This window comes from Microbispora sp. NPDC046933, assembly GCF_040644635.1.
GTDB lineage: Bacteria > Actinomycetota > Actinomycetes > Streptosporangiales > Streptosporangiaceae > Microbispora.
Map to the genome: position 1 here is coordinate 149,085 of NZ_JBEYWW010000002.1, position 13,948 is coordinate 163,032.

Sequence of the window (13,948 nt, forward strand, 5' to 3'; positions counted from 1 at the left end):
GGCGGGACTTCCCACACAAGCTGACCACTCGACGTGGCGAGGTCTTCGCTCACGACGGTGAACGCGGCCGAGGACTCCGCGTAGGAAACGCGGCTCCCGGTGTGCCGGATCCCCTCGCAGGTTTTCCATAACAAATTGGTGGGAGGCGATACCTGGACAAACTGGTACGGTCGGCGTGAACGCTTCCGGTCCCAGGGTCGTGGGCGTCCCGATCCCCCACCAGGCGGGCGAGGGCTGAATCGCCGGGAATCACCCTCGCGGGAAGACACGCTTGACTACCCTGAGAGAGCCACGTAGGAAGGGCGGTGTCGCGTGGATCGCTGCGCGCTGTTCGTTGACGCCGGCTACTTGCTGGCAGACGGCGCGATGGCCGTCCATGGGACCCGCCATCGCGAGGCCGTCTCCTGGGACTATCCGGGCCTGCTGCAGTTCCTGACGAAGCTGTCACGAGAGCGGACGGGCCTGCCGCTCCTACGCTGCTACTGGTACGAGGCGACCGTCGAGGGCCGCCGTACGCCGGAGCACGACGTGCTGGCGGACATCCCCGGGCTCAAGCTCCGCCTCGGCCGGATCCGGCCGGGCCGGCGGGAGGGCGTGGACGCCCAGGTCCACCGCGATCTCATGACTCTGGCGCGCAACAACGCGGTCTGCGACGCGGTCGTGGTCAGCGGCGACGAGGACCTCACCCAGGTGGTGAGCGACGCGCAGGACCTCGGCATCCGCGTGACCGTCATGCAGATCGCCACCGACGGCGCCTGGTCCTCGGCGCGCACCCTGCGGCAGGAGTGCGACGACCTCGTCGAGATCGGGAGCGGCCATCTCCGGCCGTACGTCACGATGCTCACCGGGGCGGACCCGGGCCCGGGCCTCGGCAACGGCCAGTCCCACGGCAACGGCCTCGTCCCCCACGGAAACGGTTCGCTGTCTAACGGGACCCACCTCAACGGCTCCCCACAGAACGGGACAGCGCCGAACGGGACACCCCAGAACGGGACGCTGCAGAACGGGACGTTGCAGAACGGAACCCAGCCGCAGGGGAGCCACTCCGCCGGCCTTCAGGGCGGGGCGACCCCGGTGACGGGATCGCACGGCGCCCCGTCACAGAGCGCGTCCCACGACCTGGATGCCACCGGCGCGGCGTCGAACGCCACCCAGCCGCACACTATGGGAACGCAGGGCACGGGACCCCACAGCGGCGGATCGCACAGCACAGGCACCCACGGAAGCGGCTCGCACGGCACGGGCGCACACAGCGGCGGCCGGTCCTCCGCCGCCCACGCGCGCCCGGCCCTTCCCGCGCAGCCGTCCCCGCCGGCCTACAACGGCTACTCTCCGGAATCCCAGCAGCCGCCCGGCCAGCCGTCCCAGCAGCAGCGCCAGGCGCAACCGCCCGTGAGCACTCCGCTGCCGGCTCCACCGGCCTCCACCCCGCCGGCGCCACCGTCGCCGCCCTCGGGAACCCAGACGCCGCCGAGCAGCCCGGCGCAGAGCCAGTACGGCTCCGGCCCCGCCGGCTACTCGCCCTCCCAACTGGGGCCGTACACGGGCCCGCAGCCCGCGCCGGTGCCGGTCCAGACGGGAGGCACCACGACGCTCGCCGAGGCGGTGAAGGCGGCGCACAAGGAGGGCCACGACTTCGGCGAGTCGGTCGCCAGGGACGCCCCCGCGCTGTGGCTGGAGGCCGTGCTCGCCCGCAAGCCCCGGATGCCGTCCGACCTCGAGGCCCGCCTGCTGCAGGGGTCCTCGCTGCCGATCGACTTCCTGCTGCACGACGAGGTCCGGCACGCCCTGCGCCGCGGCTTCTGGGACGCCCTGGAACGCGCCCGCCGCTGACCCGGCCGGCCGCGGGCGAGCCGGGCGCGTACGCTCAGCCGAGGGCGTCGAAGCCGGCTCGTAGGTGGGCCACACGCTCGCCCAACTCGGCGACCGCGCCGTTCAGGGGCGCGTCACCGGACTTGTCCGACAGTTCCCGCACCCGCCGTAGCTCGTCCTCCACGGCGGTGACCCGGCCGGACAGTTCGGCCAGCACGGAGGTGTGGTCGCCGCCGCCCGGCAGCTCGTTCGACAGGCGTTCACGCAGCAGCGCCGCCTGCTCGGTGAGCCGCCGGTTCATCGTGTAGAGCTCCACGAACACGGCGACCTTGGCGCGCAGCACCCAGGGATCGAACGGTTTGGTGAGGTAGTCCACCGCCCCTGCGGCGTACCCCCGGAAGGCGTAGTCGGGGGCGCTGTCGACCACGGTCAGGAAGATGATCGGGATGTTCCTGGTGCGCTCTCTCCGTTTGATGTGCGCGGCGGTCTCGAAGCCGTCCATGCCCGGCATGCGCACGTCGAGCAGGATCAGAGCGAAGTCGGTCGACAGGAGGGCCTTCAGCGCCTCCTCGCCGGACCGGGCCCGTACGGGCACGACGTCCAGCGAGCTGAGGATCGCCTCCAGGGCGATCAGGTTCTCCTCGCGGTCGTCGACGAGCAGGACCCTGGCACGGTCAGCCATCGATCACGCCTCCTGGGAGTCTCGGGACTCTCGGGACGGCACGCCCCTCGTTCGTTCTGTGCCCCCGTTGCGGCCGCGCATGAGCCATCCGCGCAGCCGTTCCAGCAGCCGGTCGACGTCGACGGGCTTGGGCACGTAGTCGGAGGCGCCCGACGCGATGCTCTTCTCGCGGTCTCCCCGCATGACCTTCGCCGTCAACGCGATGATCGGCAGGTCGGCGAACTGCGGCATCGTGCGGATCGCCGAGGTCGTGGCCCAGCCGTCCATCTCGGGCATCATGATGTCCATCAGCACGAGCGCCACGTCCTCGTTGCGTTCGAGCTGCTCGATGCCCTCGCGGCCGTTCTCGGCGTACACGACGGTCGAGCCGTGCCGCTCCAGCACGCTGGTCAGCGCGAAGACGTTGCGGATGTCGTCGTCCACGATGAGGATCTTGGCTCCGGACAGCGGGTCGTCCCCCTGCCAGTCGTGGCTGTCCACAAGCGGCGCGTACTGGGGGACCGGCAGGTCGGTCGGGAGGGGGATCTCCGGGAGGATGTCCTTGATGTGCAGGTCGGGCATCTCGCTCTCGCGGTCCTCCGACTCCACGGGCGTGGCGATGGCGCCGCCGTCGGGTGCGGCGAGTGGCCCCGAGTAGGCCGGGGGCAGGTACAGCGTGAAGGTGCTGCCCTCTCCGGGGGTGCTCTGGACGTGGATCTCGCCGCCGAGGAGGCGGGCGATCTCCCTGCAGATCGACAGGCCGAGGCCGGTGCCGCCGTACTTGCGGCTGGTCGTGCCGTCCGCCTGGCGGAACTGCTCGAAGATCACTTCGAGCTTGTCCGGCGCGATGCCGATGCCGGTGTCCACGACCCTGAAGGCCAGCATGTCCTCCTGCGAGCCCTGCAGCTTCTCGTCCACGTACGGGACGTCGGCGGGCGCGCGGGTGACTTCCAGCCTGACCTCGCCCTCGTGGGTGAACTTCACCGCGTTGGACAGCAGGTTGCGCAGCACCTGCTGGAGCCGCTGCTCGTCGCTACGCAGGTCGTTGGGCACGGACCGATCGACCTCGACCGCGAACGACAGGCCCTTGTCCTGCGCGAGCGGCGCGAAGGTGGCCTCCATGTAGTCGACCAGCGCGGACAGCGACATCGTCTGCGGGTGGATGTCCATGCGGCCCGCCTCGACCTTGGACAGGTCGAGGATGTCGTTGATCAGCTGGAGCAGCGCGGAGCCGGCGTCGTGGATGGTCCGGGCGAACTCGACCTGCTGCGGCGTCAGGTTGCCCTCGGCGTTCTCCGTCAGCAGCTTGGCCAGCACGAGCAGGCTGTTCAGCGGGGTGCGCAGCTCGTGGGACATGTTCGCCAGGAACTCGGACTTGTAGCGTGAGGACACCGCGAGCTGCTCGGCCCGCTCCTCCAGCGTCCGCCTGGCCTGCTCGATCTGGAAGTTCTGGATCTCGATGGCCCGGTTCTGCTTGGCCAGCAGCGCCGCCTTGTCCTCCAGTTCGGCGTTGGACCGGCGCAGCTCCTCCTGCTGGCGCTGCAGCTCGTCGGAGCGCTCCTGCAGCTCGATCGCGAGCCGCTGCGACTCGGTGAGCAGGTCCTCGGTCCGGGAGTTGGCCATGATCGTGTTGATCGTGACGCCGATGGTCTCGACGAGCTGGGTGAGGAACGCCAGGTGCACCTCGCTGAACTGCCTGAACGAGGCCATCTCCAGGACGCCGAGCACCTTGTTCTCGAAGAGGATCGGCAGCACGACGATCTGGGCCGGGTTCGACCGGCTGAGCCCGGTCTCGACCGTGATCGAGTCGACCGGCACGTTCTCCAGGATGATCTGCTTGGCCTCCAGGGCGGCCTGGCCGATGATCCCCTCGCCCAGCTCGAAGTTCGGCTTGGGGGACGACCCCGGCTGGATGCCGTACCCGGCGATCAGGTTGAGCCTGCCGTCGTCGTAGAGGTAGCAGGCGCCGTGGCTGGCCGAGACGAGCGGGGTGAGCTCGCTCATGATCAGCCGGGCGACCTCCATCAGGTCGCGGTGGCCCTGCATCAGGCGGGAGATCCGGGCCAGGTTGGACTTGAGCCAGTCCTGCTCCTGGTTGGTCTTGGTCGTCTCGCGCAGGGTGGCGACCATCGTGTTGATGTTGTCCTTGAGCTGGGCCAGCTCGCCTGGCGCCTCCACCGTGATCGACCGGGTGAGGTCGCCCCTGGCGACCGCGCTGGTCACCTCGGCGATCGCGCGCACCTGGGTGGTCAGGTTGCCGGCCAGTTCGTTCACGCTCTCGGTGAGCCGCTTCCAGGTGCCCTCGACGCCCTCGACGCGGGCCTGGCCGCCGAGCTGGCCCTCGGAGCCGACCTCGCGGGCGACGCGGGTGACCTCGGAGGCGAAGGACGACAGCTGGTCGACCATGGTGTTCATGGTGCTCTTGAGTTCGAGGATCTCGCCCTGGGCGTCGACGTCGATCTTGCGGGTCAGGTCGCCGTTGGCGACGGCGGTGGTGACCTGGGCGATGTTGCGCACCTGGTAGGTGAAGTTGTTCGCCATCGAGTTGACGTTGTCGGTGAGGTCCTTCCAGACGCCCGACACGCCGGGGACGCGCGCCTGGCCGCCCAGCCGCCCCTCGGTGCCGACCTCGCGGGCGACGCGGGTGACCTCGTCGGCGAAGGCGGAAAGCTGGTCCACCATCGTGTTCATCGTGTCCTTGAGCTCCAGGATCTCGCCCTGGGCGTCCACGGTGATCTTCTTGGACAGGTTGCCCTGCGCCACGGCGGTGGAGACGACGGCGATCTGTCGGATCTGCGACGTCAGGTTGTTCGCCATGAAGTTGACGTTGTCGGTGAGGTCCTTCCAGATGCCCGACACGCCGCGGACCTGCGCCTGGCCGCCCAGCCGCCCCTCGGTGCCGACCTCGCGGGCGACGCGGGTCACCTCGGAGGCGAAGGACGACAACTGGTCGACCATGGTGTTCATGGTGCTCTTGAGTTCGAGCATCTCGCCCTGGGCGTCGACGTCGATCTTGCGGGTGAAGTCGCCGTTGGCGACGGCGGTGGTGACCTGGGCGATGTTGCGCACCTGATAGGTCAGGTTGTTCGCCATCGAGTTGACGTTGTCGGTGAGGTCCTTCCAGACGCCCGACACGCCCTTGACTTCGGCGCGGCCGCCCAGCTTGCCCTCGGTGCCGACCTCGCGGGCGACGCGGGTCACCTCGTCGGCGAACGCCGAGAGCTGGTCGACCATCGTGTTGAGGGTCTCCTTGAGCTCCAGGATCTCGCCCTGGGCGTCCACCGTGATCTTCCTGGACAGGTCGCCCTTGGCCACGGCGGTGGAGACGACGGCGATCTGCCGCACCTGCGAGGTCAGGTTGTTGGCCATGAAGTTGACGTTGTCGGTGAGGTCCTTCCAGACCCCCGACACGCCGCGCACCTGCGCCTGGCCGCCCAGCTTGCCCTCGGTGCCGACCTCGCGGGCCACCCGGGTGACCTCCTCGGCGAACGCCGAGAGCTGGTCGACCATCGTGTTGACGGTGTGCTTCAGCTCCAGCATCTCGCCGACGGCGTCGACGGTGACCTTGCGGCTCAGATCGCCTCGCGCGACCCCCGTCGTCACCTCGGCGATGTCGCGGACCTGCGCCGAGACGCGGTCGGACATCGTGTTGACGGCCTCGGTGAGGTCGCGCCAGCTTCCCGACATGCCGCGCAGGTTGGCGCGGCCGCCCAGCTTGCCCTCGGTGCCGAGGTCGCGGGTGACCCGCGTCACCTCCGAGGTGAACAGCGAGAGCTGGTCGACCATGCCGTTGATGGCCTTGCCCAGGCGGCGTACCTCGCCCCGGGCCGCGCGGTCCACGTCGATCCGGCGGGACAGGTCGCCCTTGGCCACCGCGTCGATGACGTCGGCGGCGCCGCTGACCGGTGTCACGATGGCGTCGATGAGGTCGTTGACCGAGCCCACGCTCTCCGCCCACGCGCCGACGCCCGGCCCGGGGCTCAGCCGTTCGGTGAAACGGCCCTCCTTGACGATCTCGCGGCGCACCCGGGCCAGCTCGTTGGCCAGGTGTTCCCGGCGGTCGGCCACTTCGTTGAGCAGCAGCCGGATCTCGCTGAGGATTCCCGGCGGGGCGTGCGAGACGCGGCGGCGGAAGTCGCCGTCGCGCCATGTGATAAGAGTCTCCAGGAAGGGCACGAGATCGGATTCGCGATAGACCCGTTCGGTCCCGGCCAGCTCGGCGTTGGCGGGCGACATTTAGCCTCCTTTACCCCGACGGGGCTGACGCGACCAAGGCGTAGGGCCTCATACGGCCTGTCCAGCCGTGGACTCCATGCCAGTCTGTCACGTTCCGTGGGGTGCGGGGCCCCCTTGCTTGACCCGAGGTCAGGCGAAAGTGTGGTAAGCACAATGGTGGTGACAACTACCCCTCGAGCCGTCCTGGCGGCGTCCTTCACGCCGGGCGAGACGGCCGTACCCGAAGTGAAGCGGTTCACGCGCGAGGTGATGACGGCGTGGGCCGCGATGTCCGTGTACCCCGAGGCCGAACGCCTGGCGGGCGAGCTGGTCGCGGAGGCCGCCGACGCGCCCTTCGAGGTCGTGTGGCTGCACCACGGCGAGTCCATCCAGGTGGAGGTGCGGGAGAAGACGGACGGCCAGGACTTCGGGCCGCCGGCCGACGCCATCTCGTGGGGCGTCACGTTCACCTCGTCGCTGCGCACCCGCTGGGCCCGCCTCGAACTGCCGGGCGGGGAGCCGGTGCAGAGCGACGAGTGGCTGCTCGAGGCCGCGCACGGCCCGGGCTGGCTGGGCTTCCTCGCGGACGCGAGCGACCTGCTCGCGGGCACGCTCAACCCGGAGATGGTCCCGGCGATCATCGCGCAGATCGTGGTGCCGCGCCTGGCGAGCTGGTGCGCCGTCTACACCGACCAGGACGGGCTGGGGGAGCTGCGGCCCGCCTACCTCTGGCACGCGGACGAGACCCAGATCGACGCCATGCGCGACGAGCTGGAGGAGATCGCGCTGCCGGCGGACGACGACCCCGCCGTGCTGCCGATGGGCGACTGGCAGGCGCTGGCCTACCCGCTGACCGCGCGGGGGCGGCGGCTCGGCGTGATGTGCCTGGGCCGGCGCGACCGCTTCCCGGACGAGGCCATGCAGATCGCCGAGGACCTCAGCCGGCGCGCGGCGCTCGCGCTCGACAACGCCCGCCTGTACGCGCAGCAGGCGGCGGCCAACCGGGCGCTCCAGCGCAGCCTCCTGCCGCCCGACGAGCCCACGACCCCCGGGCTCGACTTCCATGTCATCTACGAGCCGGCCGGGGAGAACAACGAGGTCGGCGGCGACTTCTACGACCTGTTCCCGATCGCGGACGGGGTCTGGCGCTTCGCGATCGGCGACGTCTGCGGCACCGGGCCCGAGGCCGCCGCGGTCACCGGGCTGGCCCGTCACACGCTCCGGCTGCTCGCCCGCGAGGGGTACGGCGTGGCCGCCGTCGTGGGCCGGCTCAACCAGGCGATCCTGGAGGAGGGGGAGCGCGCCCGCTTCCTGACGCTGCTGCACGGCCAGATCACGGTCGTGCCGGAGGGACTCGACATCCGCCTCGTCTCGGCCGGGCATCCGGAGGCCATGCGGCTGCGGCCGAACGGCCTCGTCGAGGTCGTCGCCTCGCCGCAGTCGCTGCTCGGGGTGTTCCCCGAGGCGAAGTTCCAGGAGGACAGCCTGCGGCTCACCCCGGGCGACGTGCTGCTGGGCGTGACCGACGGGGTCACCGAGCGGCGGTCGGGCGACCGGCTGCTCGACGACGACGGCGGCCTGGCCAAGCTGCTGGCGGAGTGCGTCGACCTGTCCGCCCGTGCGGTGGCCGAGCGCATCCGCCGCGCCGTACAGGACTTCGCGCCCGAGCCGAGCGCCGACGACCTGGCCATCCTCGTCCTGCGCGCGCCCTAGACACCCCCTATGGCCCGGACGGCGAAGTCGATGGACGCGGCCATCCGGTGCACCCGCTCCTCCACGGTCGGCGTGCCCGGCCCGGCGTCGTACCGGTAGACGGACGCCTCCCTGCCGTGGTCCGTCAGGGCCCGCACGTAGTGCTCGACCTGCCGCGCCGGGCAGCGGGGGCCGTTCGCCCCCGTGAGGATCAGCAGCGGCGCCTCGACCATGTCGGCGTAGGTGATCGGGGAGGCCGCGGCGTACCGCTCGGGCACCTCGGCCGGGGAGCCGCCCAGCAGCGCCCGGTGCGCCGCGCGCAGGCATTCGGCCTCGTCCTCGTACGCCGCCGCGTGGTCGGCGATGGGGACGGCCGCGATCCCCGCCGCCCACGACTTGGGCTGGGTGCCGAGCGCCAGCAGGGTCAGGTAACCGCCCCACGCGGTGCCCGCGAGCACGAGGCGGTCGGGGTCGGCGATCCCGCGCTCCACCGCCCAGTCGCGCACCGCCGCCACGTCGGCCAGCTCGATGTGGCCGACGTCGCCGCGCAGGGCGTCGCGCCAGGCCGAGCCGTACCCGGCCGAGCCCCGGTGGTTCACCCGGATCACCGCGAAACCGCTGTCGACCCACGCCGCGACCTGCGGCTGGAACGAGTCGTCGTCCTGCCCGCCCGGGCCGCCGCGGAACCCCGCGAGCCCCGCGAGCCCGCTGCGCAGGAGGAACACCGTGGGGTACGGCGCGGACATCCGCTCCGGCCGGGAGACGAGGGCGTGGATGCGCCCCCCGGGGCCCTCCACGTCGATGTCCTCGAGCGGGACGGACGGGGGCGGCGTGCGCCCGGGGCTGAAGACCACATGGCCGCTGCTCGACTTGACGACCGGCGGGTGGCTGGCGCTCGACCAGGCGTACTCGACGGTGCCGTCGGGGCGCGGCGCGGCCGCCTCGATCACCCCGTGCGGGCTCTCGATCGGGGTGAGGCCGCCTCCGGCGAGGTCGTAGCGCAGCAGTTCCGTGCGTCCCCGCTGGTTGTGGATGATGAGCAGCGCCCGGCCGTCGTCGTACCAGTCCGCGGAGATCTCGCCGCGCACGCGCAGCCAGATCTCCCGCTGCTCGCCGGTCACCGGGTCCCACACGAGCGGCTCGCGGCGGCCCCGGCGCTCGTGCAGGACCAGCAGGCGCCGGTCGCCGGGAACGGGGGCGAACCTGGCGCCGGTCACGCCCCTGCCCGGTCCGTCGTTCAGCTCGGCGACCGTCGAGCCGTTCGCCCTGATGACCCGTACGGCCGGGTGCAGGACGTCGCCGTGCTCGCTGTGGTTGACGGCGATGAGTGAGCCGTCGAGTGACATGTCCGCGACCGCGGCGTACTCGTCGTGGCGGTACACCGTGACCGGCTCGTTCCCTGGCCTGGCCAGCAGGATCTCGAAGCCGTCCCGGGAGGAGCGGCCGACGGCCGCGGCGCCGTCCGAGGCGAGCGCGAGCCCGCAGGGGTGGCCGGGCGGCATGGCAAGAGGCACGTCCGGGCCGCCGAGGAACGGCTGGCGCGACCACACGCCCTGCCCTTCGTCGTGCCCTCGGTCGTGCCCGTCGCCGTCCGTGTCGCCGTGTACGTCGCCGAACCACCAGATCCACTGGCCGGTGGGGTCGATCGCGCCGTACCGGGTGCCGCGGGGACGGTCGGTGACCTGGCGGGTCTGACCGTTCGACCGGTCCCAGGCGTAGATCTCCCAGGAACCGGAGGCGTTGCCGCGGTAGACGGCGCGATGCGGAGCCTGGCGCGCCCACGTGGGCAGGGTCACCCGCGGTGCCCGGAACCTGGCCTGCCAGCGTTCCTCGGCCTTCATGCCGGCCCTCCCCTGCGCTCCTACGGGGTCGGGTTCAGTATCGCCCGTGAGAGACGACAATGACCGACAAATGGGCGATCTCGGGCCACGAGTTCAGGCGGCGAGCGGGTCAGGCCGGCGAGCTGGGCGGCAGCGGATCGTGGGCCATGTGCGGGGCGCCCTCGTCGAAGGCGATCCGGGCGCGCAGGTCGCAGAGCCGAGCGCGGGAACGGGGATCGGGGGCCAGCGGCCCATTGATTCAATACGGAGCAGATCTGTATTGTAATTACTGTGCCTGGTCGTCCCCGCAATGTGGAAGCAGATGCCGCCATCCTGGCCGCCGCGCTCGACCTGCTGCTCGAGCGCGGCGTCGAGGCCACCAGCATCGAGCAGGTGGCCCGCCGCGCCGGGGTCACCCGGGCCACCGTGTACCGGCGCTTCCCGGACAAGACGAAGCTGCTCGTCGCCACCGTCGAGGCCGCGTACGGCGACCCGCCCGCGTCCCCGCAGATCCACGACATCGAGCACCTGCTGACCGGCTGGGCCCACGCGCTCGCCGGCCCGCGGCAACGCCTCCTGCTGCGCCGCCTCTACAGCGCGGTCGACGACCTCCCCGAGCTCGCCGCCGCCTACCGCACCCGCTTCGGGGAGCACCGCGACCGGGCCCGCCGGCACGTCCTGGAGGAGGCCCGCGATCGCGGGCAGCTGCCCCCCGACACCGATCCCGACGTCCTGCTGGACCTGCTCACCGGCGCGGTCTGGCAGCACCTGGTCTCCCGCCCCGACACAAGCACGGCTGCCGAGGTGGAGGAGTTCCTGCGAGCCGTGCTGCACCAGGCCGGCTACCGGCCGGAAGGGGAAAAGGATGCCAGCCGCTAGCGTCCCCGCCGACGTCGCAGCGCAGCTGCGCACGCGCGCGTTCGCCCGCGTCATCGGCCCTTACGTCGCCACGTTCGGGATCGTCTACGCGATCCGCCTGCCTGACCTGGGCGTCCTGGTCGGCGACCTGTTCGCCCAGACCTTCAACGTGCTGATGCTCGGCGCCCTCATGCTCGCAGCGGGGCTCGTCATCATCGGCCTGCACCGCAGCTGGCGCGGCCCGCTCGCCGTGGCGATCTCGCTCTTCGGCTGGTTCGTGGCGATCCGCGGGTTCCTGCTGATCGCCGCCCCGTCGACGATCGAGTCCGGCGTCGACGCCACCATGCTCTCCCCCACCGCGACGGCCGTGGCGCGCGTGTTCTTCGCAGCGCTCGGCGTGTTCGGCGTGGTACTCGCCTACGCGGGCTGGTTCACCGGCCCGGCGGCGCGCACCACCTGATCCGGCCCGGCGGCGGCCTGCGGCTCCCGGCGGCCTGCGGCTCCCGGCGGCCTGCGGCTCCCGGGGGCGACGCGGGCGCCGGTGCTGCGGCTTCGGCGTACGGCTGGCCGTCCAGGCAGGCCTGGTCAGACAAGCACCGTCGGACAAGCACCGTCGGACAAGCACCGTCGGACAAGCACCGTCGGACAAGCACCGTCGGACAAGCACCGTCGGACAAGCACCGTCAGGCGTGCATGGTCACGTGAGCACGGCCCAGCGGGTGACGCGGAAGGACGCGGTCACCGCCACGGGGTCGGGCAGTGCGGCGATCTTCGCGGCCAGTTCCTCCGGGCGCGTGTGCCAGGCGCTCGGGCCCATGCCGACCACCGCCTCGACCTCGTCGTGGCCGAGCGAGAGCGCGATCTCGTCGGTCTCCTCCGCAACCCGGGCGAACCGGCCGCCCAGGGCGTCTTCCAGGCGGCGGTCCTTGTCCTCGTCCACGTTCAGCAGGCCGAGTCGCCCGACGAGCGGGCTCAGGTGGCCGGGGCCGGGGGTGACGACGACCAGGGAACCACCGGGCCGCAGCACGCGGGCGAACTCCTCCGGGTTGCGCGGCGCGAAGACGTTGAGCAGCACGTCCACGCGGTCGTCGCCGACGGGGATCGGCCGCCACACGTCCGCCACCACGGCGCCGATGCGGGGGTGCGCGCGGGCGGCCCGTTTCAGCGCGTGCTTGGACACGTCGATCGCGATGCCCACCGCGTCGTCGCCGAGCGCGGCGGCCAGGTAGTAACCGGTGCCCGCGCCTGCGTCGGCGACCACGGTGGCGCCCTCGCACATCCGGGCGAGGCGGTGGGCCAGCGGGGCGTAGTGGCCCGCCTCCAGGAAGCGCGCCCGCGCGGCTACCATTGCGGGCGTGTCGGCCGTGCCGGCCGGGCGGGTGAGCATGTTCACGTACCCCTGCCGCGCCACGTCGAAGGAGTGGCCGCGCGCGCACCTGACCGACCCCTCGGCCAGGTGGATCGCCGTCCCGCAGGCGGGGCAGACGAGGTGGTCGATGACGTCGGCGAGCACCCGTCCATCATCCACCCCGCACGGGACTGCGAACCGGCGACAAGTCGGCTGCAGGAGTACGGCAAGCCGGCGGAGGTTCCATGAACGCGTAAGGAACTTTTCGAAGGGGGAGACCGCGATGACCCGCACCCGCCGCCGCTGCCCGCGCTGCCGTACCGAGCTCGACGAGGGTCCGATCCTCTACCGCTGCGCCCGCTGTGAGCGCGCTGTCTACGCGGCCGACCTCGACGTCGACTACGCGCCGGTCCCGGCTGCCCGCTGATCCGCGCTTCTTCTGTCGTGGGGCGCTTCTTCTATCGTGGTGCGATGCCGCATGAGCCGAGAATCGTGGCCGGTGTCGAGATCATCCCGCTTTGCGATGCCGTGGGTCCCATGAAGGAACCGGTCCGCAAGCCGCTGCCCGAGATGTTCGCCGGTGCGATGTTCGAGCCCGGCGAGGAGTGGGTGCTGCACTTCCACTGCTACCTGCTGCGGGCGGCGGGCCGTACGGTCCTGGTGGACACCGGGATCGGCGGCGCCGACTCGTCCGCGACCTGGGCGCCCCTGCCCGGACGGCTCGGCGGGGAGCTGGCCGCCGCCGGGGCCGCCCCGGCCGACGTGGACGTCGTCGTGCTGACCCACCTGCACAGCGACCACGCGGGTGGCGCGGTGGTGGAGGGCGTTCCCGCCTTCCCGAACGCCCGATATGTCGTGCAGCGGGCGGAGACCGAGTGGGCCGCCGGCCCGGTGCGCGAGCTGATCCTCGCTCCTTTGGGGGACCGGCTCGACATCGTGGACGGCGACGCCGAATTCGTGCCCGGGGTCCGGGTGCTGCACACGCCCGGCCACACGCCCGGCCACCAGTGCGTCGAGGTGGGAGATCTGGTGATGAGCGGCGACGCCGTGCTCCACCCCGTCCAAGTCGCCGATCCCTCGATCCCCTACGTGTACGACGAGGAACCCGACCTGGCCGTACGGACGCGCAAGGACATCCTCGCCAGGGCCGCCGTCCTCGCCCCCTCCCACTTCCCCGACCCCTTCGTACACGTGAAGTAATCGAACAGACGCTCTCCGCTCATCTCTTGCCATGCTCTCGGCCGTGGGTGGCGAGGAGGAGCGCACCAAGCTGCGTGTGAACGCGGAGACCACGGTCGCCCGCGAATTGCCGGCGGACCGGACGGTGTTCCGCCTCGACGAGGACCAGTGGCAGGCCTTCGACGCGGCCCTGTCCCGGGAGTCTCGTGACGTGCCAGGACTTGCCGAGCTCATGAGGACCCCGCCTGTACCGGGCGGCACGTGGGATGGTGTGATCGGCGCGATCCCGGGTTTCACGGAAGCGGTGGACGTGGAGAGCGGTCGCGACAGCCGGCGCTGAACCTGCTCCGACGAGGCGGGGCT

General features: G+C 71.5%; 11 protein-coding genes. 7 read left to right on the forward strand and 4 right to left on the reverse strand.

Annotated elements, in window-relative coordinates; translation table 11 throughout:
- Positions 1–312: 312 nt before the first annotated feature.
- Complete coding sequence (locus ABZ857_RS03105) at positions 313–1,833, forward strand: NYN domain-containing protein (RefSeq protein WP_357036604.1); 1,521 nt, start codon at positions 313–315, stop codon at positions 1,831–1,833.
- Between the two features lie 34 nt (positions 1,834–1,867).
- Here ABZ857_RS03105 and ABZ857_RS03110 read toward each other — a convergent pair whose 3' ends face one another.
- Together ABZ857_RS03110 and ABZ857_RS03115 are read right to left on the reverse strand one after the other, a co-directional pair.
- Positions 1,868–2,494, reverse strand: a complete 627-nt coding sequence (locus ABZ857_RS03110; protein ID WP_357036606.1) for a response regulator — start codon at positions 2,492–2,494, stop codon at positions 1,868–1,870.
- A gap of 3 nt (positions 2,495–2,497) precedes the next feature.
- Complete coding sequence (locus ABZ857_RS03115; protein WP_357036609.1) at positions 2,498–6,709, reverse strand: HAMP domain-containing protein; 4,212 nt, start codon at positions 6,707–6,709, stop codon at positions 2,498–2,500.
- Positions 6,710–6,862: 153 nt separating this feature from the next.
- Here ABZ857_RS03115 and ABZ857_RS03120 point away from each other — a divergent pair, with 153 nt between their 5' ends.
- Positions 6,863–8,401 (forward strand): GAF domain-containing SpoIIE family protein phosphatase, encoded by a 1,539-nt coding sequence (locus ABZ857_RS03120; protein WP_357036612.1) that lies wholly within the window; start codon positions 6,863–6,865, stop codon positions 8,399–8,401.
- On the opposite strand, the gene ABZ857_RS03125 is transcribed toward ABZ857_RS03120, so the two are convergent.
- Positions 8,398–10,221, reverse strand: coding sequence for a prolyl oligopeptidase family serine peptidase (locus ABZ857_RS03125; protein WP_357036615.1), 1,824 nt, complete (start codon positions 10,219–10,221; stop codon positions 8,398–8,400). The genes ABZ857_RS03120 and ABZ857_RS03125 overlap by 4 nt on opposite strands.
- Before the next feature lie 270 nt (positions 10,222–10,491).
- Between ABZ857_RS03125 and ABZ857_RS03130 the strand changes: the two genes are divergently transcribed.
- Together ABZ857_RS03130 and ABZ857_RS03135 are read left to right on the forward strand one after the other, a co-directional pair.
- Positions 10,492–11,079, forward strand: a complete 588-nt coding sequence (locus ABZ857_RS03130; RefSeq protein ID WP_357036619.1) for a TetR/AcrR family transcriptional regulator — start codon at positions 10,492–10,494, stop codon at positions 11,077–11,079.
- Positions 11,066–11,518 carry a hypothetical protein gene (locus ABZ857_RS03135; RefSeq protein WP_357036622.1) on the forward strand — a complete coding sequence of 151 codons (453 nt, stop codon included), beginning with the start codon at positions 11,066–11,068 and terminating at the stop codon, positions 11,516–11,518. Before ABZ857_RS03130 ends, ABZ857_RS03135 begins: the two co-directional genes overlap by 14 nt.
- A gap of 237 nt (positions 11,519–11,755) precedes the next feature.
- Here ABZ857_RS03135 and ABZ857_RS03140 read toward each other — a convergent pair whose 3' ends face one another.
- Positions 11,756–12,571 (reverse strand): putative RNA methyltransferase, encoded by an 816-nt coding sequence (locus ABZ857_RS03140; protein WP_357036625.1) that lies wholly within the window; start codon positions 12,569–12,571, stop codon positions 11,756–11,758.
- A 118-nt stretch (positions 12,572–12,689) separates the two neighbouring features.
- On the opposite strand from ABZ857_RS03140, the gene ABZ857_RS03145 reads away from it, so the two are divergent.
- From ABZ857_RS03145 to ABZ857_RS03155, 3 genes are all read left to right on the forward strand, one after another.
- Entirely contained in the window at positions 12,690–12,833 is a 144-nt protein-coding gene (locus ABZ857_RS03145; protein ID WP_357036628.1) for a hypothetical protein, read from the forward strand.
- Between the two features lie 110 nt (positions 12,834–12,943).
- Positions 12,944–13,606, forward strand: a complete 663-nt coding sequence (locus tag ABZ857_RS03150; protein WP_357036631.1) for an MBL fold metallo-hydrolase — start codon at positions 12,944–12,946, stop codon at positions 13,604–13,606.
- Positions 13,607–13,637: 31 nt separating this feature from the next.
- The gene (locus ABZ857_RS03155) at positions 13,638–13,925 is read left to right on the forward strand and encodes a DUF1778 domain-containing protein (protein WP_357036634.1); all 288 of its coding nucleotides are present in this window, start codon (positions 13,638–13,640) and stop codon (positions 13,923–13,925) included.
- Positions 13,926–13,948 lie beyond the last annotated feature (23 nt).

Bases quoted from the DNA above. Each gene is read 5' to 3' on its own strand.
- ABZ857_RS03135 (WP_357036622.1), top strand. From the start codon at position 11,066: ATGCCAGCCGCTAGCGTCCCCGCCGACGTCGCAGCGCAGCTGCGCACG.
- ABZ857_RS03120 (WP_357036612.1), top strand. From the start codon at position 6,863: ATGGTGGTGACAACTACCCCTCGAGCCGTCCTGGCGGCGTCCTTCACG.
- ABZ857_RS03110 (WP_357036606.1), bottom strand. From the start codon at position 2,494: ATGGCTGACCGTGCCAGGGTCCTGCTCGTCGACGACCGCGAGGAGAAC.
- ABZ857_RS03115 (WP_357036609.1), bottom strand. From the start codon at position 6,709: ATGTCGCCCGCCAACGCCGAGCTGGCCGGGACCGAACGGGTCTATCGC.
- ABZ857_RS03155 (WP_357036634.1), top strand. From the start codon at position 13,638: ATGCTCTCGGCCGTGGGTGGCGAGGAGGAGCGCACCAAGCTGCGTGTG.
- ABZ857_RS03145 (WP_357036628.1), top strand. From the start codon at position 12,690: ATGACCCGCACCCGCCGCCGCTGCCCGCGCTGCCGTACCGAGCTCGAC.
- ABZ857_RS03125 (WP_357036615.1), bottom strand. From the start codon at position 10,221: ATGAAGGCCGAGGAACGCTGGCAGGCCAGGTTCCGGGCACCGCGGGTG.
- ABZ857_RS03150 (WP_357036631.1), top strand. From the start codon at position 12,944: ATGAAGGAACCGGTCCGCAAGCCGCTGCCCGAGATGTTCGCCGGTGCG.